Source organism: Methanobrevibacter thaueri, assembly GCF_015062915.1.
GTDB lineage: Archaea > Methanobacteriota > Methanobacteria > Methanobacteriales > Methanobacteriaceae > Methanocatella > Methanocatella thaueri_B.
This window is the reverse complement of sequence record NZ_SUTJ01000004.1, coordinates 124982-149883: the sequence shown is the minus strand read 5'-3', so window position 1 is coordinate 149883 and position 24902 is coordinate 124982. Positions and strand designations below refer to the sequence as shown.

The window sequence follows — 24902 nt, the reverse complement described above, 5'->3', positions numbered from 1 at the left end:
GATTTTACCTCCTGACGGAATTATAGATCAGTTCGATATGATTTCTTGACTTTTCACACAGTGTCTCGACAAATTCATTGTCATCCTCAGGGTAATTGACAATATAATGCTCATATAAAAGGAACATGCCGTACTTGTAGAATGATTCGGCAAGCTGCCTTGAGTCAACATCCTCACGAATCAGTTCCTTGAACTTCATAAGGTCGAATAGCTTGACCCATCCCTTAATTGCATCATCGATTATTCTCTTTTTGAGAAATGCATTTATCTTTTCGTTGTGATAGGATTCAATCAGGATTATCCTTGTTATCTTTGACATCTTATCGTCTTTGAGATGTGTTGCAAAGGATTCAAGACCTGATTGATAGAAAAAATCGAAACCCACATCAAGATTTGCACTTGCATCCTCCAGGGGAATGTCTTGAGACAGCATTTGGGCAATGTAAAACTCGAGAATAGAATCTAAAATCGATTCCTTGCTTTTGTAGTGATTATATATTGAACTTTCCTTTATTCCCACTTCAGAAGCTATTTGGCGAATGGAAACACCATCATAGCCATGCTGGGAAAACAGGTCTATTGAAACATTGAATATTTTTTCCTTATTGTTGACCTTCATTATACTAACAGTTGTTAGTTATAGGATATAAAACTAACGATTGTTAGTTTAAAAATTATAAAAAAATAAAAAGATTATTTGAAATTGGATTTCAAATAGCTTACAAAAATAGATGCTGCTGTCAAATCAGCGGTTGTTCCAGGATTATACTTATTTTCATATAGATAATCATCAAATTGGGCAACTGTTTCCATGAAATCAGGTGAATCCTTCATTTTAAGCAGGTCCCTGGTCATCATGGAGATTTTAAGTGCCTCATCATCACCGTATTTCCTTGAAATCAATGTGTCGGGAACATGTGAGAGTATTGTAAGGAATGTTAAAAGACAAGCCTCATTTTTGGTTTTGCTTTCCTTAAGCTCATGGTATTTCGGATAGCCTATCTCAAACACTGCAGGCATGTCACTGGTCATTTCACGTGCAAGCATGTCCCAAGGGGCTGAGATTTTCAACACGTCATACATTGTCTGGTTGTTTTCCCTGAGTTCCTGTTTTGCATTGTCGCTTGCAACGTCATACTCATCCTGGTCACCCATTCCACCGGCATCGGCAATGTTGATTGCATCATAAAGGTCACATGCATCATCAACAGAAGTGTTTGACATTAACAATTTGATGTTTTCCCTTATATCATCGAATGAATCGCTTATGGATGCTGCAACAGCTATAGGTGTTGTCATCATGACAATTCCAAGGTTGGTGTTGTTCTTAATCCACCTGTCTGTTTCAGCCACAGCCTGAAGGATGTATTTGCCTAATCTTGGGTTTTCAACGTCAACGTCAGTGCATGCCTCACGGATGGAGTCACCAATTACAATTCCGCTGATGATGAAATCCTCAAATTCCATATCGTCATAGTCACGTGTACGGTGAACGTTTCCAGGCTTTGGATATCCACTCACTTCAAGTCCAGATGCAATCTGGGCGATTTTTGCGATTTCATTTGCATTCATTCTATCACATCATTTAAAAGCAGGTATGGTGCAAAGTTAGTGATTATTAGGTCTGCTCCAGCCCTTTTAATTGAGAGCAATGATTCTGTTATTGCACGCTCTGTTAAAAATCCTTTCTCGATAGCTGCCATGAGCATTGCATATTCTCCACTTACGTTATATGCCACTAAAGGCAACATGAACTCGTCACGAACCATGCGGACAACGTCAAGGTATGGCAGTGCCGGCTTGACCATTAAAAAGTCACAGCCTTCAATCACGTCAAGCTCGCATTCCCTTATGGCCTCAACTGCATTTGCAGGATCCATCTGATAGGATTTCCTGTCACCTGCATGAGGTGATGAGCATGCCGCAACCCTGAACGGTTCATAGAATGCTGAAGCGTATTTTGCTGAATATGACATGATCATTACATTATAGAATCCGTTTTCATCCAATATGTCACGTATTGCCCCTACTCTTCCATCCATCATGTCGGAAGGTGCCACGATATCAGCTCCGGCTTCCGCATGGGACAATGCGACCTTTGCAATATATGGCAATGACTCGTCGTTTAAGATTTCAATTCCGTCATCTGTGTCATCATTTTCAACTATCATTCCGCAATGGCCGTGTGAAGTGTACTGGCACAGGCACACGTCTGTTATGACTACAAGGCCTGTTTCCTTTTTAAGTCTTCTTACAGCCTTTTGAACGATTCCTGTTGCGGAATAATCGGGAGTTGCGATTTCATCCTTGGTATCTTCCTTTGGAATTCCAAATACGATGATTGATTTAAGTCCTTTTGCTTCAAGCTGTTTTGCAAATTCCACTCCACTGTCCAAGGAGTACCTGTATTCGCCAGGAAGTGATGATATCTCTTCCTTTTCATCACCGGTTAACTCTTCCTTGAAATAGATTGGATAAATCAAGTCATCCTTTTCAAGCTTGGTTTCACGAACAATATTTCTTATTTTAGCATTTTTTCTAAGTCTTCTCATTCTTGTAATTGGAAATACCATAATAATCACTTAGTTAATTATTTTGATTTAGAATTATTTAAAATTTTTATAATATTAAAAAAATAAATAATTCAAAGAGGTCAATTATGTCAAATTCAATTGGAGAAAAATTTCAAGTAACAAGTTTTGGAGCAAGCCACGGCCCGGCAGTCGGAGCCATTATTGATGGATGCCCTGCAAACTTAGAATTAACAAAGGAAGACATTCAAAAGGAATTAAACAAGAGAAAACCAGGAACCAGTAGTGTAACCACTCCAAGAAAGGAAGATGACGAGGTTCAAATCTTATCCGGTATTTTCAATGGCAAAACAGATGGAACACCAATTACAGGAGTTGTTTTCAATAAAAATCAAAAATCAAAAGATTACTCCATGTTCAAGGACACTCCACGCCCATCCCATGGGGATTACGGCTGGATGATGAAATACGGAAACTACGACTACAACGGTGGAGGCCGTGGAAGCGGAAGAGTCACCATCGGACATGTGATTGGCGGAGCAATAGCTAAAAAGCTGTTGAAAACTCAAGGCATTGAAATCGTTTCACACGTCACTCAAATCGGAGACATTAAAGCAGAACCTCAAGACTTAAATACCATTAAAGAAAACATTGAGAAAAATCCCGTTCGCTGTGCAGACCTTGAAGCTGCAAGTGAAATGGAAGAACTTATTTTAGCCAAAAAACAGGAAGGAGATTCCATTGGAGGAATTGTTGAAACCATTGCAGTAAATGTGCCTGCAGGGCTTGGAGAACCTGTTTTTGAAAGGCTTGACGGAGATCTTGCAAGAATATTGATGAATATCGGAGCCGTCAAGGGTGTTGAGATTGGCCTTGGATTTGACGTTGCAACACACACCGGTTCTGAAATAAACGATGCATATGAAATCATCGACGGTAAAGTTAACACTAAAACAAACAATTCAGGTGGAATAATCGGTGGAATGAGCAATGGAATGCCTATTGTTTCAAGAATTGCAGTTAAACCTACTCCATCCATTTCAAAATGTCAGGATACAATTAACTTGAAAGAAATGGAAAATAAAAAAATAGAAATTAAGGGACGACATGACCCTTGCATCTGTCCTAGAGTGACAGTTGTAGCTGAATCAAGCACTGCAATCATTCTTGCAGACCATATGATTCGCTCAGGATTCATTCATCCGTCAAACTTGGAATGCTGATTTTTACTATTCTTAACCATTGCCAACTCATCAAATTCCTGATGCTTGAAGGCCAATTGGTAAGAATTTCTTTTTTCACTGTCATACAGGTTGTGGCTTGTGCTGTGCACTGATGACTGGACATCCTTGAGTGAAATCAAGCGGAACCTTTTAGGATTGTTGTAATTCACATTGAAGGATAAACCATCGAATGCAGCAATAGTCTTGACTCCTGTAGCCTTGGATACCTTTTTGGCTTCAGTTACAGGATTGCTTGAAATCATCTTTAAACCCAAGTGTGTCATGACGGCAACCTTAGGGTTAACCTCATTAATAAGGTCAATGAAGTTGCGTGTGCACATGTGGCCGCTTATTGACTTGTTTCCCGGCCTTAAGACACTAGCGATAAGAATGTCAGCACCCTTATGGTCCTCAGCCAGTCCGTCAAAGTAGCCTGTGTCTGAAGTGTATGACAATTTAAAGCCGTTGTAGTCTATCTGAAATCCTGCACCGGTTGGATCGCCGTGTGAGGTTCTGGTACCTTTTATTGTAATGTTGTCCAGCTTATTAGTATAGCCAGGCTTTAGAATCAACTTGTCTGATTTTGACTTGTGATAATTTGAGATGCACGGACCCCATTTCTCATATCCCTTCAGGACACTTTCACTACCTATGATTGCACCTGTCCTTTTGGTCATTCCCTTGGTCATTGCCTCAATAAGGATTTCAGCATCATTGTAGTGGTCAGTGTGGGAATGTGAAACGATGACACCGCTCAGGTTACGCGGATCAAAGCCGAACTGATATGTACGAATCAATGCGCCAGGACCCGGGTCGACATGATAGTTCTTGCCTCCCAAGTTGTCAATTCTGAACCCGCCAGTCATTCTTCGCTGGCTTATGGCGGAAAATCTTCCTCCACCACTTCCTAAAAACGTAAGTTTCATTTAAAATCCCCATTTACAATGAGCATAAAATTACATCACATTTAAGAGAAGACTTATCTTTTTTAAGGCATAAATCCTCGTTTTCAATGACAACTTTATCTCCTAATTTTACATTATCACTTTCGGTAAACATCAATACGTTCTGGCCTGGGGCTGCAAGCTGTTTCCAGTTTCCGTCGACAGCCTGAACATCCTTGTTCAACTGGACGTAAACCATGTTGTCATCTATATTGACGACCTTGCCGACTTCACCCTTGTCAATTATCTTATTGACCATGTCTATTTCTATTTGCTGCTGAACGATTTGTTCTGTCAGTTCCTGTCTGAATTTTGTCAACACTTTAATGTCATGGTCGATTGTAATGTTCAAATGCCTTTGGGCTTCCTGCTCGTTGAATTTAGGCTGCTGTATCAGCACATCCACTTTCTTTCCAACAGTCGGTGTCTTGGATGCAACCTCCTCTATAATGGCCTGGAAAATCTCACCCATATATCTTAAGCTTAGGGAAGCTTTCCATTCCCTTTTGAGTAATGTTTCAGCCATACGCTTTGCAAAGTCATTTCCAAAAATGATTATTCCGCTTTTACCTGCCTTACGGGATTCAGTGTCTGATCCCAATAGCTCCACCATCTGATAACCGTAGGTGGTTCCGTAAATACGCCTTCTTCTTGTTTCAAATGTTCCTTTAGTACTTACCTCTCCACGAATGGTCTTTCCTATAATTTTCAGCTTATTGGCATCGTCGGTAATCTTTGTTGAAATTCCCAGCTCTTTAGCTCTTTTCAGGAAATCCTCATCATTGGAAATGCGTCCATCATACAATTCACTTTCTAGTAACTTTAAATTTTCTCTATCACCAAAATATCCTATCTTTCTTTTATCACTCGCCATTACACATCCTTTTTTTCCAACATAAGCGATAATTAAGCTCATAATATCTCCTAATTTGATATTTTTATTTTAAAAAAAAAATTTTAAAATATCAATCTTTTATTATTTATATATAATTATAATTATCATACATTATATAGTTTAATGAAATTAGTTAGAAAAAACAATTATATTAATCCTTTTAAAAATTATTTAAAACAATTAAAACAGTCAAAACAAAATTATTCGGATTTTTGAATGTTTAAACAATATCTTTAAATAATAACATGACATAAATATTATTATATTAATTGTTAATTATTTATCATGATAATATAACATGAAAATATAAAAACAACAGGAGAGAAACTAATGAAAGATCTCAATAAGATGTTTAAACCTGAATCTGTGGCAGTTATTGGAGCATCCAATACACCTGGAAAAGTAGGATACATCATCGTGGACAATCTCATTAACGATGGTTTTGAAGGCGAAATATATCCAGTAAACCCAAAAGGCGGTGAAATCCTCGGAAAAACCGCTTACGCAAACATTAAAGACGTGCCTGGAAAAGTTGATTTAGTAATCATTACTATTCCTTCTCCATTTGTAAACACTGCTGTTAAAGAATGTGGTGAAGTCGGTATTGAAAACATGGTAGTCATTACCGCAGGATTTAAAGAAGTGGGCGAAGAAGGGGCAAAACTAGAAGCTGAATTAACCGCACTTGGTGAAGAATACGGAATAAACATTATTGGACCTAACAGTTTAGGAATAACAGATTCCCACACTCCATTAAACGGATCATTCTCACAAATGATGCCACCAAAAGGAAACATGGCATTCATCTCCCAAAGTGGAGCAATGATGGTAGCTATCATCGATTGGAGTGTAACCTCAGGTATCGGATTCAGTAAAGTAATCAGTCTAGGAAACAAGGCTGGAGTAAGTGAAATAGAATTATTACAATACTTAGCAGAAGACGATGAAACCAATGTAATCATCTGTTACCTAGAATCCATTTCTGATGACGATGACTTTGTAAGAACCATGAGGGAAACCGCACATAAAAAACCTATTATCGTGCTCAAATCCGGTTCAAGTAGTGCAGGAGCAGCAGCTGCATCCTCACACACAGGTGCATTGGCAGGAAGTGACCTTGCATTCGACACAGCATTCCACCAATCCGGAATCATGCGTGTTGAAACCATGGCAGAACTCTTCGACCTCGGTTTAGCATTCTCAAAAGCACCACTTCCAAAAGGTGACAATGTGGCAATTATCACAAACGCAGGTGGTGGAGGAGTATTAACCGTAGACGCTATGGAAAAAGCCGGTTTAAACCTCGTTCAATTCGATGAGGAAACCACCGCAAAACTTAAAGAATGCGTAACTGAAGAAGGAAGTGCCAAAAACCCTATTGACGTATTAGGTGACGCACCAGTAATCAGATACAAAGAATCATTAGAACTCGTTCTCGGCTATGAAGACGTTGACAGTCTAATCGTAATGGTTTGTCCAACAGCATCCGCTGACCCTGACGGAATTGCAGAAGCAATCATCGAAGAGAAAAACAAATTCGACAAACCTGTCATCGTAGTTAACATGGGAGGACCATCATTCGAAGATGCAAACGATGCATTAAGAGAAAACGGTATTCCAACATACGTATTCCCTGAAACTGCAGTAACCGCACTTGAAGCAATGGTTAAATTCGCAAGACTGGAAGATCGTGAATACGATGACGTTATTGAAAAAATCGATGATGTCGACAAGGACGCAGTTCAAGCAATATTCGATAAAGTTAAAGCTGACGGAAGGGACACATTGCTCGGTAGTGAAGCATACGCAGTGGCTGAAGCCTATGGAATTTCAGCAGCACCAATCAAACTGTCAACCAGTGCTGATGAAGCTGCAGAACTTGCTGAAGAAATGGAATTCCCAGTTGTGCTTAAAATCGCATCCGACAAGATTTTACACAAGTCCGACATCGGCGGTGTAAAAGTTGGAATCAGCAGTGCTGAAGAGGCAAAAGCAACCTATGAGGAAATCATCGCTAACGCTAAAGCAGCTCACCCAGACATCATACCTGACGGTGTAGAAGTGCAAAAGATGATGGATTCCGGTGAGGAAGTCATTGTAGGTATGATTCGTGACAAGCAATTCGGTCCTATGATTGCATTCGGTATGGGTGGAATCTACGTAAACCTCATTGAGGACGTATCATTCAACCTGGCTAAAGGAATGAGCTCACAGGAAATCGAAGAGCAAATCGCTTCAACCAAAGTATCCAAACTGCTTGAAGGATACCGTGGAGAAGCACCTTGCGATGTTGAAGAAGTCAAAGAAGCTATCAAGAGAGTAGCTAGATTGACCTTAGACTTCCCAGAAATATCCGAGCTGGACATTAACCCAATCTTCGTTTACGAAGAAGGTTCATCCGCACTCGATATTAAAATCAAATTATAATTTCTCAACTGAGAAATTCTCTCTTTTTTTATTTTTTTCTTACATACATGGTGATATTATGTATGGTGAAATCGATTTGGAATCATATACACTCTCAATTATCCGATTAAACACTGCCCTTCAGAAACTGGAGGATAATGGAGAAATTAATGAAATCAGGAATCTGCTTGAAGAAAGCCATGCCGAATTGGAAAAGCTATATAAAGATATCGTTGATGACTTGAATCAGGATGAAATCAATGTGAACGAGTACTATCTGTTTTTCCAAAACGGAAAGCAGACATTTCCACAATACATTGAAATTTTAGGAAATATTGAAAACAGCGAGATTAATGATGTTGTCATGAAATTGATCAATGTCTTTAGAAACCTCAACAAGATAGCTGACGCATTTAAGGGATAATAATATGGATTACGATTTAGGTAAAGTTGGAATTGAAAAGGACTTGCAGTATGAATGCATTATCACAACAATCAGCGGCGATGGTGTTAAAAATGCTGGCGCTTTTGCATTCAAGTACCTGGGCGAGGACATGGTCCACTGCCACATATTTGAAGGGTCAAAAACATTGAAAAACATTCTGGAAAGCAGGGAGTATGTAGTTAACATCACACAAGATCCACTGGTTTTCACATATGCCACATTAGATTGCTTGGGCGATGAATATTATACTGATGATACTGACATTGCCATCATTAAAGACACCCCAGCTTACATTATTGTTGATGTTGAAGACATTGACATCAAGACCCCTGAAAATTTCCCAATCAAAGCGGATAACGACATCTATTTCATAACCGGAAAAATCAGGGATTTCGTCATTAACGATGATAATGCTCAAGCGTTCAACAGAGGCCTGTCTGAGCTGATTGAGAGTCTGGTCAACTTCGGAAGATATAAAATCGTTGATGAGGAGAAAAGAAAAGAGTATCTGGATATTCTGATTGAAAATCAAAGAATCATTGAAAAGGTTTCAGATGAAAAGACAAAAAAGGCCATGGTCGATTTGAAATCAGAATATGAAAAGTACTGATTTTTAAAAAAAAAGAAAATTAAAGCATAGTTAAATTAACTATGCTTCCCAATATAAATCATCTTGGGAAATTGTTTGGTTTAAGATTCCTAAATCAACTTCTAATTGTTGGAATGTATCCACATTTGCTTTGTAAGCGTCATCTAATCCATAGATGAATGGGAAGCTTTCTAAGGAATCAGCTTCTGCTGCAGGATCTGCAACAATGTCGTCAGGTAATAATTTGACTATTTCATCAGTTTTACCTGCTTTGATTTGTTCATTGATGTATTTGGTTGCATTTTCATGAATTGCCACAATATCTTTTGCAGTGTCTTCATGGTTTTTGATGAAGTCATCTGAAGCAACAACAACACAGCATGGGTGTCCTGGCATGATTTCAGAAGAGTCAACGAATTCTGTAATGTTATCGTCAGTTTCACCTAAACTTACGTAAGGTTGGAAAGTGATTGCTGCAGGAAGGTTACCTGTTTTTAAAGCATCGTTAATGGAAGGAACTTTCATAGCAGATTCGTTAATGTCATCCAAGGACATTCCATTAGTTTTCAAGTAAGATGCAAGTAATACATGTTGAATGGATGCTTCACCAGGAGTTGCAATAGTTTTTCCAGCTAAATCCTTAGCATCTGCAATTCCAGAATCGGAAGTTACAATGATTCCACTACCTTCAGTTTGAGCGGATGAGATAACTTTTACAGGAACCCCTGAGGATATTGAGGACAATACAGGTGAGATTCCAACATAACCTACATCCACGTCACCACTGGCCATAGCAGTCATTAAATCTCCACCGTTGTTAAATTGAACAAGTTCAGTGGAAATGTTTTTTTGTTTGTATAAGTCTTGTGCGTCAGCCACGAATAATGCGGCGTCGTGATCGGACGGTAAGTAACCGATCTTTACTGTGTCATCTCCTCCACCCAAAAAGTCGAAGAGACCTGCACTAGCTGAACCCATTACGAGAAGTGCAGCGAGTGCTAACACAAAAATAAATGTAATCTTTTTATTCATGTTTTTCACCATTTAATTCTAATATTAAATTACAGTAATTTATTTAACTTGTATATTATATATATCTTGCTTTAAAGTTAACAGACAAGCAATTATTTAACTATAATTAACAATTGTTATATTTGAATCCCTATTTGTAATATTTAAAAAAATAATATTTAAAGTTTTTTATGATTATTTGCCAACAAGCGCTATATTGACATATTTTTCATACTTTGAGCAGTTGACATTCCCTATATTTTTCAAATTGAGAATGCTTATGTTCTTGTTGTTCTTGGACAATTTCATATGAGCGTTGATGTAACCGTCCTTTTCAATGAGCCTCAAAAGTCTCTTTCCATAGGTGAACTCAGGATTTGCAATACGGGTAAGCATCAGATTCAATGTGCTATCCTGGTCAATGCCCAGCACCTCACACATTCCATACATCTCATTGATAATCTCAGCCGCCCATTCCCTTAGGGTTACCTCTTCACCATCTCTTAATAGCCTCATTGAATCTACATAGGCCTTTTCAGCAACATTCTCCTCATTTATCTTGGCTTCCTTTTGCCAGAGAGGATAGTCTGACTCTTCCTTGACATACATGTAAATCAAAAAGAGATGCAAGAAATTCATGTCGTGCAGTACAAGGCCGCACTTATAGAACGGATTGATGTCTAATGTCCTTATCTCAATGTATTCTATTCCATCCCTGTTCAATGACTTGAGCATGTCCTTAGGATTTTTAGGCTTCAACCTGATTTGGGTGTAGAGCTCCTTGGCCTCTGACAAGTCGCCGTCATCGATGAATTGCTGAATATCAGCTGTAAAATCCTCAACAGTATCATATGACGGACATAATTCCTTCAGGTTCTTATATCCGCAGGATGCATTTCTAAATGACGGCCCCCTTGTTGAATAATAGCTGCCGTGCTCATCCTGGGCATCCATCAGGTGAATGCAGTCGTTGGAAAAAGTCTTATGAGATCCTATTGAACAACCGGTCAAATAAATAATCAGCCAGCAATATCTAAGGTAGTTTCTGGCTATCTTTAGGTAAACTTGATTTTTAAACTCCTTGAATGATAATTTGGAGTTTTCAATTGAGTGCAATTTCTTTAAAAAGCTGTCTGTAAATGAGAAGTTGAAATGCACTCCTGAAATCATCTGCTTTTTAACACCATATTTTTTAGCCAATTCCTCACGGTACTTTTGAGAGGCCTCCCCCTCCTCAGAGTATTGGGCTATTGGAATCTGGTCCCAATACGGCAGGATACATGGGATTGACTGAAACCACAGGTATTCATCATCTGGAAGAGATGAATTTACCAGGTCAGACAATAGGGAAAATGTGGAAAACGCCTCCTCAATGGTGTCGAATGTGGGAGTGATAATTTCGATTTGACTTTCTGAAAAATCAGTAGTGACCAGAGGATTTGTTAATTTATCACCAAAAATAGCTGGATGCGGTGTTAGGGACAACTTACCATCCGCATTGGCGCGCAGGCTTTCCCATTCTATTCCAAATGAACCTTCCAAAATTTCATCTGAGGGTATTTTAGCTAAATTCTTTAAAATCATTTACATCCTCACTTAAAGATTAAATTTGTATTTAATTAACTTATATAATTATGTCTAATTTTCCATAATCCCTGATGATTTTTTCAATATCCATTCCATTTTTTGTCAAATGAATTAAATCTTTTCCAGGATTTGAATGTTTTTTAATTCTATCATACAATGGTTTTAGAAATATCTCCTCACCTATGGCTCTTTCCTTTAGTCCATCGGAGGAGAGATCAACAATGTCCTTTGATAAACGGCACAAATCATTTTTATTAATGAATTCGGGAAGTTTTTCCTGAATCAGGAGCTTTCTAAGTTCCCCTGCAGTGTATCCCCTGTGATACAATACGGTATCATTGGTTATGATGTCTTCCAGCTCATCCAGTTTATCCTTAAGTCCCAAGTGGAATGCAGCTACGCACATTGAATCCCGTATCGGCTGTGTGCATATGCTTCTGAATTCAACGGTTCCCCTGAATGTAAGATTGATAAACTTGAACGGCCTTAAGTACTTAATATCGTTGATGCATGGCTTGATGTCAATCTGGCGATACATTCCATTGCAATAGATTTCACCTGAAACGTAATCCTGTGCAAAGTATTCCAAAAGATTCATAGACGGGAAGTTGATATATGCACCATCACGCATCACGCAATAGATATTTAATGATTCCAGATATGATTGAAGGTCATTCAAGTCCTTGAAGTCAACGTCATAGACTCCAATATTATGAGGATTTACACCATGGGTTGAGTACTCCCACAGTGCATCCCTAAAGCAAGTAAATCGGTTATCTTCACCGTATAATACTGAATTTGAAAATAGCAACGCCTTAATCGGCTCGATTTTTGAGAATACATTGATTGTCTTTACCAGGTTTTCTTTTGTAACGTCAAGCTGAACCTGGGATGCTGATGAAAACATTCCATATTCCGGGTATTTGTGGAAATGCATTGGAATATTGGCGTAATTCCTGAATGATTTCAGATGATGATAAAGCATCAGGTATCTTTCTGATGGAATCGGCTCATTGAGATTGTATTTCCTGTATGGGTTGATTCCCATTCCTGTCAATGTGTGGTTATGCTCTTCAAAGGATTCCTTTACAAATGAGTAATATTCGCTGAATCTCTCATTGATTGAGAACAGATCCCTTTCACGACCCATTGCGAATTCAATGTTGTTGTAGGAACAGTCATAGCAGACTATATCATCATTCAAATGATTTTTCAGGGCAAATATGTTGCCGTCATAATCGACGCCATCGGCTTTGAAGTCAGCGAACTGCTTTTGGAACTTGCCTGTTATTTCATGTACAACATTGAAATCAACCGCTTTTTTATCAAGATTAATAATTGGAATTTCAATTTCAATGCCTATGAAATTCTTGTTCTGATTGGTTGGTTTTATAAACTCTTCATACAATTTATTTCTAACCATCTCTTTATTAATCATCATTACCATCCTGATTAACTGTTTTCAAAAATTCTTCTATTGCCTTTTCATGAAATTCTGTGAAAATGAATTCATTGTCATGCTCCTCGCTTTCAAACACTATATTACCGTCAATCAAACCGAACAGCTTGTTCATCTCAACTTCCTTCCAATTATCATCGTCATTTACTGGGGTTGAGGCCACCAAAAATCCCTCATCGTTTTTAAGGTAGTACAACGATTCCTTCATGTTGGAGTGGATGTAGGTCAAGTCCCCATCGTAAATCATTATGTTGAGCTTGTTGTTTTTTGACAAGTCTGATATTATTCCGGTCAATAAGTTGAAGCGTTCCTTTATGGTTGAAGGTGCGCCCTTTGCGCTTTCAAATTCATTCACTTTATCTATAATGTATAAGAGTATTCGCTCAGAATCAGTGTCCCCATTCTCCTTATCTTTGTATTTGTCAAGTTCTGGATAATCAAAAATGGTTCCATTATGAATTAACATCCATGATCTGTTGTTATCATCTGCTTCGGTAAATGGGTGGCAATTGGGAGATATTATTTCACCAACCGTAGCTAACCTGATGTGAGCGAACACATTCTTTCCAACTACAGGATTTGATAATATGTCCTTTAGATGCTGACTGCATGTTGCTTTTATAGGTTCTTTTGTAATAACAAATTCATTTGATTGCATAGTTGCTAATCCCCAACCGTGGGGATGTTCTTCTGAGTGATTATAAAAACATTCCAAGCATTCGTTTATCTGTTTTGGCGTATCTGAATTAAAACAAAAAATCTCGCACATATTTTCTCCTCCTATAATTGGTTTATCACAATTGTTATATTGCAATAACATATGTTATATGAATTATAGTATATAAAAATTTTGCTAAAAAAAAAGAGAAAAGGTAATTAGAATCTAACTACCTTCCCAAAAAATTTTATCTTCAGAAAGCGGTTTTTTCAATATGCCAAGGTCAACCTCCAAATCCATGAAGTCCATGACGTCCTGCTTATAGGAGTCGTCCAGACCGGAAATGAATGGGAAACTTGCCATAGACACTTTCTCAACTTCAACATCACTTACGATATCGCTAGGCAGCAATGCTGCAGCCTCATCAGTGTTGTTGTTGATGAAATCGGTTGCATTCTTATGGATATCCACAATCTTTTGTGTTTCATTCGGATTGTTCTCAATGAACTTGTCAGATGCAACCACAACACAGCATGGATGGTCCGGCAGAATGTCCTGTGAACCTGCTAAAACCTTAGCGCCGTTCTTTTCTGCAATTGATACGTACGGTTCAAATGTGATCATACCGTCAATCTTGTTGGTTTTGAGTGCATCATTCATTGAAGGAACCTTCATTGCTGAAACCTTCAAATCCTTAATGGACATTCCATTCTGCTCCAGATAGTATGTAAGAAGCATGTGCTGAATTGATGCTTCACCAGGTGTTGCTATCTTTTTGCCTGCCAAATCAGAAACTGAATTGATTCCTGAGTCTTTGGCCACAACTATTCCAGACCCTTCTGTCTGTGCTGCTGAGATTACCTTGACCGGAACTCCATTTGCAATGGATGACAATACCGGTGTGATACCTACATATCCCACATCAACGTCCCCGCTTGCCATGGCAGTCATCAAGTCCCCACCATTATTGAACTGCACCAATTTGGTGTTAATTCCGTTTTCTGCAAATTTACCTTGCGCATCAGCGACAAACAATGCCGCATCATGGTCGGATGGTAAGTAACCGATAGTCACTTCCTCACCGCCACCTCCCAAAACGAAGTATGCGCCAACTGCAATCACAATGATTGCTATAATTATTGCGATAATTTTATTATCCATATTATCACCAATATTATATATTTAAAAAATTATTATAAAGGTTTTGATTATGGTTGGCGAAAAGATTACCCAATGCATGAAGCCCCATGGAGAAGAGGGTTTAGAGACTATTGAAAACATGAATGAAAACCACAGGGAGATTTCCGAGTTTGCATTTGAATGCATTGATGTCAATGGGGATGAAAGGATACTTGACATTGGCTGCGGAGGCGGGGTCAACATTGAAAAGTTCCTGAAATTGACCTCAAATAATGTTGACGGGCTTGACTACTCCGAAGTGTCTGTAGCCTCATCAATTAAACAAAACAAGGATGCGGTTGACAATGGAAGATGCACCGTCATTCAGGCGGATGTCAGCGACATGCCAATTGAGGATGAAAGATATGACCTTGCAACCGCATTTGAAACCATATATTTCTGGCCAGAAATTCAGGAGACCTTCAAGGAGGTTTCAAGAGTCATCAAGCCTAATGGCAGATTCATGATTGCTCAGGGGACAGACGGTAACCATCCGGATGATGAGAAATGGCTGGCGACAGTTGAGGGCATGAGCGTTTATACCTCGCCCGAACTTGAAAGGTATTTGCTTGATGCCGGTTTTAAAAGTGTTGAAAGTTACGTTAAGGAAAATGATTATATATTAGTGGTTATTGCTCAAAAGTAACTCTAACCACCGTATATTATTTGAACGAGTTGAATTTCATCACCATCATTAATGACACTCTCCTCGATGGTCAGATCGCCATTCTGTTTAGCGACTGTTGTTTGGGAAGATAGCTCCAAATCATCCAACAGGTTTTTTATTGTGTAGTTTTCTTCCAACGGCCTTGTTTCATTGAGTTTCTTATATCTTAAATTGAAATCCATTGAATCACCTTTTTTCCAATTATATTAACAATTGTTATATAATTCTTATTTCTTTTAAATATTTCGGCATACAATGCAATGCCCGTTAAAAATAATTTACCAACGTTTAACGCAACTAATTGAAAATTCAAAATATTTATATAGTAATATGACTAACTTAATGTTGTGGAAAAAAATAACTATTGTTATATAGTTTATATTCTACTTTTTTCCATAATCTCGGGCAATATTAAGAAAAAATAACTTGACAAAACAGTAATATCGAACTTCAAATAAATCAATTCAATAATCTCCAAAAATACCAAGTTATACATGACTAATGGGTTATTAACTCCTTAAAACATATCTTATAAAAAACGTTCCCATATAACCCATTAATCTAAAGAGCATCTCTCTCCCGATGCTCTTAACTATTTAAATTTTCAATTACAGATACTAATGTGATAGAATGAATTTAGAAGAGAAAATTAATATTGTTGAAAATATCCTGGAAGATGAAAAAGTAGCGATTGGCTTTTCCGGCGGTGCGGATTCCACACTGATAGCCTATCTGGCATCAAAAGTGGCCAAGGACACATTGGCAATCACCATAGACAACCATCTGTTCCCAACCGGCTTTGTTGAAAACGTCAAAAACGCTGCAGAATCATTTGGAATCACACATGAAATAATTGATATTAATTTTTATGAAGATGAATACTTCCTTTCAAATGACTCAAAAAGATGCTTCACTTGCCGCAGCCTGATGTATGGTGAAATCAAAAGGCTTGCAAGCGAAAAGGGATTTGACTTCATTTGCGATGGAAACAACATCAGCGACCTGGTTAACGACAGACCAGGCATTCTTGTAACATATGAAAAGGAATTCAAGACCCCCTTGATTGAAGCCAAACTGACTTCAAGGGAAATTCATGAATACCTGCTGGAAAATGACATTCCCTATTCCAGATCAACCACTTGTCTTGCAACAAGAATCCCAACAGGCACAAGGACAACAAGCGAAAAGATCAACAGAATAAGCCATTGTGAGGATTACATCCTATCCAACACAGGCTGTGAAATTGTCAAGGTCAGAGACAGGGGAGAGACTGCAATGATTGAAGTGGACAACATCTTCGAAATTCAAAATGAGGATAAGTTTAAACAGATCACTGACGAGCTAACCCTACAGGGTTTTGAAAACGTCGAATTGAATTTAACCGAAATTGATGATGACGAAGAGATTGTGATAGATTATGATGACGGCTCATTTTCATATGAATTGCCCTTTACTATAAACCTTGAGAATACAAAAGAACAAATCAAGGACAAAATTATTAATGAAAGCGAAAATAAAATAGAACTAGAAAACATTGCTATTAATCAGAATGGATTGATAAGCGGAAATGATTTTGATAGTTATGAAGATGCTTTAGACAAGTTCATGGACATCTTAAAAATTATTAGACGAAATATAGGTGAATAACATGCCAACAAGATACATAGGAGACGGATACTGGGAAATAGCTTCCCGTCAAATGAGTATAGTAACTAGAAGTGAACAGGAAAGATTCAAAGATGCCAAAATCACAGTAATCGGCTGTGGAGGAATTGGAGGCGAAACCATTGAAATGCTTGCAAGAATGGGAATCGGCGAATTGGTTCTTGTTGATGAGGATGCATTTGACCTGTCAAACCTGAACAGACAGACATTAGCCTCAATAGCTGATTTGGGTCTTGATAAAAATGCCGTTGCAGCAGAAAAGGTCAGACTAATCAATCCATACGTTAAAGTCACCTCCTATAATGAGCATGTAGACCAAAGCAATATCGACAAGATCATTGGAGACTCAGATATTGTCATTGACGCCCTTGACAATGTCCTTACAAGAGTCATCGTATCCAGAAAGGCAAAGGAAAAAGGAATTCCATACATTCACGGTGCAATTCACGGAACATTAGGCCAAATTACAGTATTCCTGCCAAACAGTGAAAAAAGCTATGAGGAAATGTTCAACCTCCCATCCCTAGGCAAGGAATTGAATGAAGAAACAATTGATGATTTGAAAAATGTAACATCAGGCGTTCCACCAGTAATCGGACCAACACCTAACCTGATAGGTTGTCTTGAAGCGATGGAAGCCTATAAAATTATAACAGGAGTAGGTAAAGTCACCGTAGCTCCAAAAATATTGACTTTTGACTTATTAGACTTAAGTTCATTCTTTATGGATGAACTTTAACTTTTCTTATTTTTTTAGATTCACCCGTTCAGGAGCGGTGAAGACAGTAAATCTGTTGTCACGCACAAAACCAACCATTGTGATGTTTCCCGCTTCAGCCACATCAATACCTGATGATGCAGGCGCAGCATTTGAGATTATTATTGGAATGCCAACACGTATCACTTTAATGAGCATGTCTGCAGGCATTCTTCCACTATAAGAAATGTAGCATCTTGAAAAGTCATAACCCTCTTTTGACGCTGCCCCAATCACCTTGTCAACCGCCACATGACGACTTACATCTTCTCGAATTATTATTTTATCCTCGTATTTAAGTTGCGCCACATGAACTCCAGCGGTCTTCTGCCAGATTTTAGCCTCATCGGTCAAGTGCTTGATGTCAGCTATGATTTGTGTTGCATCAATTGTCAAATCGGAAGTGATGGGTTCAATTGTCTTCAATTCTGAACGTATTCCTCCTGCATTATCGGAGTTTACCCCTTGATATTCCAAAAGTCTGCATACACATGCATGTTCGCAGTTTCCCTTTCTTTCCTGAACAATTCCCTCCTGCTCAAGGTCCTCTTCAGGATCATGTGATAGCTTTGTTGTCACAAGCACATTTGTTCCATCCAATTTTATAGATTCAATATCTGAATAATCCTTTATAAGGCCTTCTCCAAGACAATATCCAATTGCAAAGTCTTTTAAATCCTTAGGATATGTTGAAAACTTCCTTGGAGGCAAATAATCAATGAACAAATATGTGTATTCATCATCAACACTATTTTCCTTGATTGCGTTATATTCACCGTCTTTCCATTGAATCACTTCAGTCTGTCTTATGAAATCCATTTTTTCTCAACTCCAATAATAAATATTAACAATTGTTATATTTATATTTTAAAAAAAATATTGAAGTTATTCGAGTAAACCCAATAAACCTAAATCAAATCTTTTTCAGCCAAGTATTTTCCTGTCAGACTAGTTTTAGAGTTGATTACATCATTCAAACTTCCGTTTGCAAGAATGTCTCCACCACAGTATTCATCATCAATTCCAATATCAATAATGTAGTCTGCATTGGCAATCAAGTCCAAATCGTGTTCAATGACAATGACTGTTGCTCCCCTATCGATTAGATGGTCAAACACATCAATCAACCGTTTCACATCCAATGGATGAAGACCTATTGTAGGCTCATCGAATATGAAAATGGAGTTCTTTTGTGACTTGCCTATTTCAGATGCAAGCTTCAGCCTTTGTGCCTCCCCTCCGGAAAGGCTAGGTGTGGCTTCGCCTAATGTCAGATATCCTAAACCCAAATCGGAAAGTTTCTGCAATTTCTTTGTGACCTTGTCAAGGCCGAAAAGTTCCTCAAGAGCCTCGTCGATTGTCAGTCCCATAATATCAGCAATTGAAAGACCATTATACCTTATCTCATCAACCTTTTTATCATATCTAAGTCCGTCACATTCAGGACAAGTTATTTCAACGTCAGGAAGGAATTGAACATCCATTGATACTCTACCGGTACCATTGCATGTTTCGCATCTCAATTTTCCAGTGTTGTATGAAAAGTCAGCCATCTTATACTCATCAGTGAGCTTGGCAAATTCTCTTCTTAAATCGTCAAGCACCTTAGAGTATGTTGCAACAGTGCTTCTAACATTCTTTCCTATTGGAACACTGTCAATCAGGTCAATTTTCTTGATTCCTTCACAGTCAATGTCTAATACTCCTTCAGGCAATTCTTTACCATCAATTGTGGCTTTCACTGCAGGATATAATGCCTCTAAAAGAAGAGTGGTCTTTCCACTTCCGGAAACTCCAGTTACAACTGTAAGCTTGCCTTTTGGAATGTCAATATCCATACCTTTTACATTGTGAATCTCATCAGTCTTAATGTTAATGTGGCCTTTTTCAAAAATTTCACCTGACTTGTCCCTGATGATAATGTTCTCTGAGTTTGTAAGGAATGGTGCGATTTGTGATGCATCATTGCTTTCAATCTCCTTTAATGTTCCCTGAGCGATGATGTTTCCGCCGTCGGCTCCTGCTTGAGGACCCATTTCAACCATGTAATCTGCAATGGAAAGGATTTTGACGTCATGGTCAACAAGAATGATTGAGTTTCCATCCTCAACCAGTTTTCTTATGACGCTGATTAGGCCGTTGACGTTATCTGGATGCAGCCCTATTGAAGGTTCGTCCAATACATAAAGCACTCCGGTTGTACGGTTTCTTAATGTCTTTGCCAATTGCACTCTTTGCAGTTCTCCTGTGGATAGGGTGTTTGAAGGCCTGTCAAGTGAAATGTAGCTTAATCCCAAGTCAAGAAGTATTTTAGCATCGTTCATGAACTCTTCAGAGATGGCTTTTGCCATGTCCTTCATCTCATCAGGCAATCCCTTAATGACTTCAGGAATCCACAATACCAGTTCCTTAAGGTTCATCCTGCATGCTTCAGGAAGGGTTTTACCTCCAAGAAGGGTTTGTCTGGCTCTGGCGTTTAGCCTTGTTCCTTCACAGTCACTGCAGACCTTTGTGGTGAGGAATTTGCTGATTTTGGTCAAACCCTTTTCAGTCTTGGCGTTTTTCAAAGCCTCCACAATAGCCTTATGAGCGTTCCTGTACTCAGCATTCAATTCGAATAGCTTTCCGTTTTTTGATGGGATGTTAATGTATTTCTTGACGGCAGGACCGTTATAGACAATGTCCTTTTCCTCATCTGTCAAGTCCCTGAATGGAACATCAAGCCTTACTCCAAGCTCTCCTGCAACATGATACATCCAGGAAATTCCAAACTGGTTCCATGCATCCACTGCACCCTCTTCTAATGTCTTGGATTCATCCATTACCAATGTTGTATCGTCAACGTCACGTATGAAACCTGTTCCGCTGCATGTTGGGCATGCCCCATCGGAGTTGAATGCATATTCCTCAGCACCAAGACCATAGAATTCCTCACCGCATTCAGGACACACTATAGGCATTTCACGGGCAACGCTTAAAGTAGGTTCAAGCAGGTGTCCGTTCGGACAGGTATAGTTTCCACATCTTGAATACAATAATCTAAGGGAGCTGAGAAGTTCTGTTGATGTTCCAAAAGTGGATCTGATGTTAGGAATGTTGGGCCTCTGGTGAAGCGCCAGTGCTGCGGGAACATACTGGATCAAGTCGACACTGGCCTTTTTGGACTGGGAAATTCTTCTTCGAGTGTATGTGGATAGTGCATCCAGATACCTTCTTGAACCTTCCGAATACAACACACCCAATGCCAATGATGATTTTCCGCTTCCTGAGACTCCGCTGATTGCAACGATTTTTCCAAGGGGAATGTCAACATCTACGTTTTTGAGATTGTGAACCCTTGCTCCTCTAATGATTATCATATCCTGGTACATGGTATTATATTGAAAACAGGATTTAATAAAAGTTAGCAAAAAATATATTACATTTAGACATGAAAAATGTTTAAAAGTTATGAAGAATATTCAATGAAATGAATACTTTTTATACATTATTGTATATATAATAACCCATGAGTGAATATGGACAATGGGATTCAACATTAACATTCATTTTTGCAATGATTGGAGTAGCAATAGGTCTTGGGAACATATGGAGATTCAGCTATATAGTATATTCCAATGGTGGAGGCTCCTTTTTCATTCCATACTTTATTGCAATAGCAATTATGGGAATTCCTTTTTTAATACTTGAATATGGTATAGGATTTTCGTTCAAGCGGTCTTTTTCTGAAATCTTTAAGTCGATAAATCCGAAATTCGAATATATCGGATGGATAATGATTTTTTCAATAGCTATCGTATTGATTTATCTTTATAATGCAAGAATACCACAACCTCTTTAGGTCGTGAATGAATTGCACTGTTGTGTGTACTATCTTTTTTAATAACTTTTATTTTTATTTATTTTGTGTTTTTATAGATGTTATTTTTTTTTACATGATTTTTTTTCAGTATGCATTTTTTTTCATGTTGATTGTAATATTGTTTTGGGTGTGAAAAATTGTTCTGAGTATGTTATTTGATTATTGTCCAAATGCTCTTGCTCTTTTTTTATATAGAATTAATTTACAAAGGATATGTTGTGCAATATTAATTGTGGGTTTAAAAAAAGAGTCAAAAAGAAAAAAATTTCTTTTAGTTTCATCTTTTTTTTAGATCATGAATAATCAATAAATGTAAAACTGAGAAGAGGATGTGGATTTTTTTATGGGTGATTTTATTCGAGGATTGATTGTTAAACTTCATGTAACTCCCGAACAAGAAGTAGAATTTAAAAAGAACTATGGTTGTACTCGTAAAACATATAATGAACTTTTAAGCAAATACAAAGCCGAACATGGTGAGGATTCTACTGAAATTCCAACTCAAAAAGAATTAAATCAATTCTTAAAAGAAACTAAAAAAGAATTACCCTACCTAAACGATACAGAGTCCACCAGTCTTCAGCAGGCACGTGATGATTTGCATAAATCTTTTAAAAATTGTCATAAAAGCAAAAGGCATAATCCTCCAGTTTATCATTCTAAAAAGAAAACACGACCTAGCTTCAGACAAACCGTGCGAAAAGATAAAAGACCAGTAGAAAACAACACACTAACATTAAGAAAACATGGAAAAGTAACATTCAGCACAAGCATAGAATATCTGGATTTACTAAACCACCCAGACACTAAATTCAACAGCATAACAGTATACTATGATGGATTAAATCACTATGCATCATTCAACATAGAAACAAATCCACCAGAACATCTAGAATTAACTGAAAAATACATTGGGTGTGATATTAATTCCAATAAAAATGGATGGTTAGTCACAAGCGAAATGCAGAAGGAATTTTTTGATGTTGATCATGAAAACCAAATGATCAAACACATCAACAAATTAATGTCACAATGCAGAAAAGGAAGCAGACGATGGAAAAAACTACAAAAAAGACTACTAAAATGGTACAACAAAAGAACAAACCGATTAAAAGACTACATTGAAAAATTAACCTTTAAACTAGTTCAAGAATACGACACCATAGTCTTTGAAAAAAACTATGCAAATATCAAAATTTTAATCGGGGGAGAGCAGAACATGATATTTCCACTATCAAGATTCATACAAAGACTAAAAGACAAATTTCAACTCTACAAACCCAAAGCAGACGGCGTACAATTCGTAAAAAGCCATAACACAAGCAGAACATGTCACCACTGCGGACACATAAAAAAAGAGTTAAAAGTCAAAACACGCAAATGGAAATGTCAAAACTGCGGAAAAACACATGATAGAGACATAAACGCCGCAATTAATATACTAAACCGCTGGTTCAACGGGGATAGCCTGAAAAAACATTAAAATTAACCAATCAAATGAAAAAAAATTCAGGAATCCCCACCCTCTTAAGGGTGGGGTGGTTCAAGAACGCCAAACAATTCGAACTGATGGTTGACATCACACTTATTGTGCTTGTTCTGATATTTTCAACAATATTCAACAGGATGAAATCAACAGAGCCATAAGATTTCAATCATAATTTCAATCATTCAATATAAATATTATTAAAAATATAAAATATATGGGTTGTTGGATTTTTCATTCCAACACTTATAAGGAGAATAAAAAATGAGATGTGTTGGTACCGTAGTACGTGGAATAAGGACACCAATTATTAAGGAAAACGATGATCTAGCCACAATAGTCGTAGATTCATTGATGGCTGCAAAAGAAAGTGAAGGATTTGAATTTAAGGACAAGGACATTGTTGCAATTACCGAAGCAGTTGTAGGAATTTCAGAAGGAAACTATGTGACCGTTGATGATGTTGCACAAGACCTTCAAAACAAGTTCCCATCCAAAAGCATTGGAGTTGTAAATCCAATCTTAAGTAGGAACAGGTTTTCAATAATTCTAAAAGGTATTGCAAGAGGAATGGACAAAATCACATTACTGACCTCATTCCCTGCAGATGAAGTTGGAAATGGAATATTAGATGAAGACATTTTAGATGAAAGTGAATTTAATTTAGCAAGCGTGATTTCCGAAGATGAATACAATGAAACTTTCGGATCATGGAAACATCCGTTCACCGGAATAAACATGATTGACTTTTACCGTGAACTGATTGAAAGCGAAGACTGTGAAGTAGAGTTTGTCTTTTCAAACGACATTAAAACAATACTTGACTATACCAAAGACGTATTGACCTGTGATATTCACACAAGGGAAAAATCAACAAAACTTCTTAGGGATTTAGGTGCCAACGTATACGGATTATATCAAGTTTTAAGCGAACCAATCGGTGATTCAGGTTACAACCCTAATTTCGGTTTGCTCGGTTCCAACAAGGCTACAGAAGAAAGATTAAAATTATTCCCAATAACCGGTGACAAACTGGTAAATGAAGTGCAAAAAAGATTGATTGACATTACCGGAAAACAGATTGAAGTAATGGTTTACGGTGACGGAGCATTCAAGGACCCTGTCGGAAAGATTTGGGAATTGGCTGACCCTGTCGTTTCACCTGCACATACCAGCGGATTAGTTGGATATCCAAATGAAATCAAATTGAAATACGTTTCCGATAACAAGTTTGCTGACTTGAAAGGCGATGAGCTTAAAGAAGCAATCAAAGAGGAAATCAAACATAAGGATGCTGACTTGACCGGCCAAATGATTACTGAAGGAACAACTCCAAGAGTATTGACCGACTTAATCGGTTCATTATGTGATTTGACCAGCGGTTCCGGTGATAAGGGAACACCAGTCATATTCATCCAAGGATACTTCGACAATTTAGCTAACGACTAAATGTCGAAAACCCTTTTTCTTTTTTTATATTTAAATACTAAAAATAAGTTCTAATTCTAAAAAATTCTTTTTTTATCAAAGGATTAAAT

The 24902-nt window shown here is 37.8% G+C and carries 23 protein-coding genes and 1 pseudogene; 11 read left to right on the top strand and 13 right to left on the bottom strand.

The window, feature by feature from the left end:
* Window positions 1-4: 4 nt before the first annotated feature.
* The 3 genes from E7Z78_RS04450 to hemB all read right to left on the bottom strand — a co-directional run bounded on the left by E7Z78_RS04450 (window position 5) and on the right by hemB (window position 2573).
* Window positions 5-619: a TetR/AcrR family transcriptional regulator gene (locus tag E7Z78_RS04450; protein ID WP_303723972.1), complete on the bottom strand. Its 615-nt coding sequence runs from the start codon at window positions 617-619 to the stop codon at window positions 5-7.
* 74 nt (window positions 620-693) lie between these two features.
* Window positions 694-1572, bottom strand: coding sequence for a triphosphoribosyl-dephospho-CoA synthase (locus E7Z78_RS04445; protein WP_303723971.1), 879 nt, complete (start codon window positions 1570-1572; stop codon window positions 694-696).
* Window positions 1569-2573 carry a porphobilinogen synthase gene (hemB, locus tag E7Z78_RS04440; protein WP_303723970.1) on the bottom strand — a complete coding sequence of 335 codons (1005 nt, stop codon included), beginning with the start codon at window positions 2571-2573 and terminating at the stop codon, window positions 1569-1571. The genes E7Z78_RS04445 and hemB overlap by 4 nt, the downstream gene beginning before the upstream one ends.
* A gap of 86 nt (window positions 2574-2659) precedes the next feature.
* Between hemB and aroC the strand changes: the two genes are divergently transcribed.
* On the top strand, window positions 2660-3754 hold the full coding sequence (gene aroC, locus E7Z78_RS04435) for a chorismate synthase (protein ID WP_303723969.1): 1095 nt from the start codon (window positions 2660-2662) through the stop codon (window positions 3752-3754).
* Here aroC and E7Z78_RS04430 read toward each other — a convergent pair.
* Window positions 3730-4680, bottom strand: coding sequence for an MBL fold metallo-hydrolase (locus E7Z78_RS04430; protein ID WP_303723968.1), 951 nt, complete (start codon window positions 4678-4680; stop codon window positions 3730-3732). The two genes, aroC and E7Z78_RS04430, sit on opposite strands and share 25 nt — an antisense overlap.
* 13 nt (window positions 4681-4693) lie before the next feature.
* Window positions 4694-5614: a DUF2121 domain-containing protein gene (locus tag E7Z78_RS04425; RefSeq protein WP_303723967.1), complete on the bottom strand. Its 921-nt coding sequence runs from the start codon at window positions 5612-5614 to the stop codon at window positions 4694-4696.
* Between the two features lie 309 nt (window positions 5615-5923).
* On the opposite strand from E7Z78_RS04425, the gene acs reads away from it, so the two are divergent.
* Genes acs through E7Z78_RS04410 form a run of 3 tightly spaced genes read left to right on the top strand, consistent with a single transcriptional unit; the run spans window position 5924 to window position 9054 of the window.
* Complete coding sequence (gene acs, locus E7Z78_RS04420; RefSeq protein ID WP_303723966.1) at window positions 5924-8020, top strand: acetate--CoA ligase alpha subunit; 2097 nt, start codon at window positions 5924-5926, stop codon at window positions 8018-8020.
* Between the two features lie 58 nt (window positions 8021-8078).
* On the top strand, window positions 8079-8423 hold the full coding sequence (locus E7Z78_RS04415; RefSeq protein WP_303723965.1) for a hypothetical protein: 345 nt from the start codon (window positions 8079-8081) through the stop codon (window positions 8421-8423).
* A 4-nt stretch (window positions 8424-8427) separates the two neighbouring features.
* Window positions 8428-9054, top strand: coding sequence for a DUF447 domain-containing protein (locus E7Z78_RS04410; protein ID WP_303723964.1), 627 nt, complete (start codon window positions 8428-8430; stop codon window positions 9052-9054).
* A 39-nt stretch (window positions 9055-9093) separates the two neighbouring features.
* Here E7Z78_RS04410 and E7Z78_RS04405 read toward each other — a convergent pair whose 3' ends face one another.
* The 5 genes from E7Z78_RS04405 to E7Z78_RS04385 all read right to left on the bottom strand — a co-directional run bounded on the left by E7Z78_RS04405 (window position 9094) and on the right by E7Z78_RS04385 (window position 14909).
* On the bottom strand, window positions 9094-10065 hold the full coding sequence (locus E7Z78_RS04405) for an ABC transporter substrate-binding protein (protein ID WP_303723963.1): 972 nt from the start codon (window positions 10063-10065) through the stop codon (window positions 9094-9096).
* Between the two features lie 174 nt (window positions 10066-10239).
* Window positions 10240-11628, bottom strand: coding sequence for a glutamate--cysteine ligase (locus E7Z78_RS04400; protein ID WP_303723962.1), 1389 nt, complete (start codon window positions 11626-11628; stop codon window positions 10240-10242).
* Between the two features lie 40 nt (window positions 11629-11668).
* Window positions 11669-13069: a hypothetical protein gene (locus E7Z78_RS04395; RefSeq protein WP_303723961.1), complete on the bottom strand. Its 1401-nt coding sequence runs from the start codon at window positions 13067-13069 to the stop codon at window positions 11669-11671.
* A complete protein-coding gene (locus tag E7Z78_RS04390) occupies window positions 13062-13859 on the bottom strand; it encodes a class II glutamine amidotransferase (protein WP_303723960.1) in 798 nt (265 codons plus the stop codon). Before E7Z78_RS04390 ends, E7Z78_RS04395 begins: the two co-directional genes overlap by 8 nt.
* Window positions 13860-13973: 114 nt before the next feature.
* A complete protein-coding gene (locus E7Z78_RS04385; RefSeq protein ID WP_303723959.1) occupies window positions 13974-14909 on the bottom strand; it encodes an ABC transporter substrate-binding protein in 936 nt (311 codons plus the stop codon).
* 49 nt (window positions 14910-14958) lie between these two features.
* On the opposite strand from E7Z78_RS04385, the gene E7Z78_RS04380 reads away from it, so the two are divergent.
* On the top strand, window positions 14959-15573 hold the full coding sequence (locus tag E7Z78_RS04380) for a class I SAM-dependent methyltransferase (protein WP_303723958.1): 615 nt from the start codon (window positions 14959-14961) through the stop codon (window positions 15571-15573).
* Between the two features lie 2 nt (window positions 15574-15575).
* On the opposite strand, the gene E7Z78_RS04375 is transcribed toward E7Z78_RS04380, so the two are convergent.
* Window positions 15576-15776: a MoaD/ThiS family protein gene (locus tag E7Z78_RS04375; RefSeq protein ID WP_303723957.1), complete on the bottom strand. Its 201-nt coding sequence runs from the start codon at window positions 15774-15776 to the stop codon at window positions 15576-15578.
* A gap of 448 nt (window positions 15777-16224) precedes the next feature.
* Here E7Z78_RS04375 and E7Z78_RS04370 point away from each other — a divergent pair, with 448 nt between their 5' ends.
* Both E7Z78_RS04370 and E7Z78_RS04365 read left to right on the top strand, forming a co-directional pair.
* Window positions 16225-17241 carry a 7-cyano-7-deazaguanine synthase gene (locus E7Z78_RS04370; RefSeq protein WP_303723956.1) on the top strand — a complete coding sequence of 339 codons (1017 nt, stop codon included), beginning with the start codon at window positions 16225-16227 and terminating at the stop codon, window positions 17239-17241.
* Between the two features lies 1 nt (window position 17242).
* Window positions 17243-17998: a HesA/MoeB/ThiF family protein gene (locus E7Z78_RS04365; protein WP_303723955.1), complete on the top strand. Its 756-nt coding sequence runs from the start codon at window positions 17243-17245 to the stop codon at window positions 17996-17998.
* A 6-nt stretch (window positions 17999-18004) separates the two neighbouring features.
* On the opposite strand, the gene fdhD is transcribed toward E7Z78_RS04365, so the two are convergent.
* Complete coding sequence (gene fdhD / locus E7Z78_RS04360; protein WP_303723954.1) at window positions 18005-18835, bottom strand: formate dehydrogenase accessory sulfurtransferase FdhD; 831 nt, start codon at window positions 18833-18835, stop codon at window positions 18005-18007.
* 89 nt (window positions 18836-18924) lie between these two features.
* On the bottom strand, window positions 18925-21375 hold the full coding sequence (locus E7Z78_RS04355; RefSeq protein ID WP_303723953.1) for an ATP-binding cassette domain-containing protein: 2451 nt from the start codon (window positions 21373-21375) through the stop codon (window positions 18925-18927).
* Window positions 21376-21524: 149 nt separating this feature from the next.
* Between E7Z78_RS04355 and E7Z78_RS04350 the strand changes: the two are divergent.
* From E7Z78_RS04350 to E7Z78_RS04335, 4 genes and pseudogenes are all read left to right on the top strand, one after another.
* Window positions 21525-21827, top strand: a pseudogene (locus tag E7Z78_RS04350) (sodium-dependent transporter); the annotation flags it as partial.
* A gap of 394 nt (window positions 21828-22221) precedes the next feature.
* Window positions 22222-23361: a transposase gene (locus E7Z78_RS04345; protein WP_303723952.1), complete on the top strand. Its 1140-nt coding sequence runs from the start codon at window positions 22222-22224 to the stop codon at window positions 23359-23361.
* A 14-nt stretch (window positions 23362-23375) separates the two neighbouring features.
* Window positions 23376-23525, top strand: coding sequence for a hypothetical protein (locus E7Z78_RS04340; protein ID WP_303723951.1), 150 nt, complete (start codon window positions 23376-23378; stop codon window positions 23523-23525).
* A 103-nt stretch (window positions 23526-23628) separates the two neighbouring features.
* Complete coding sequence (locus tag E7Z78_RS04335; protein ID WP_303723950.1) at window positions 23629-24813, top strand: coenzyme F420-0:L-glutamate ligase; 1185 nt, start codon at window positions 23629-23631, stop codon at window positions 24811-24813.
* Window positions 24814-24902: the final 89 nt, after the last annotated feature.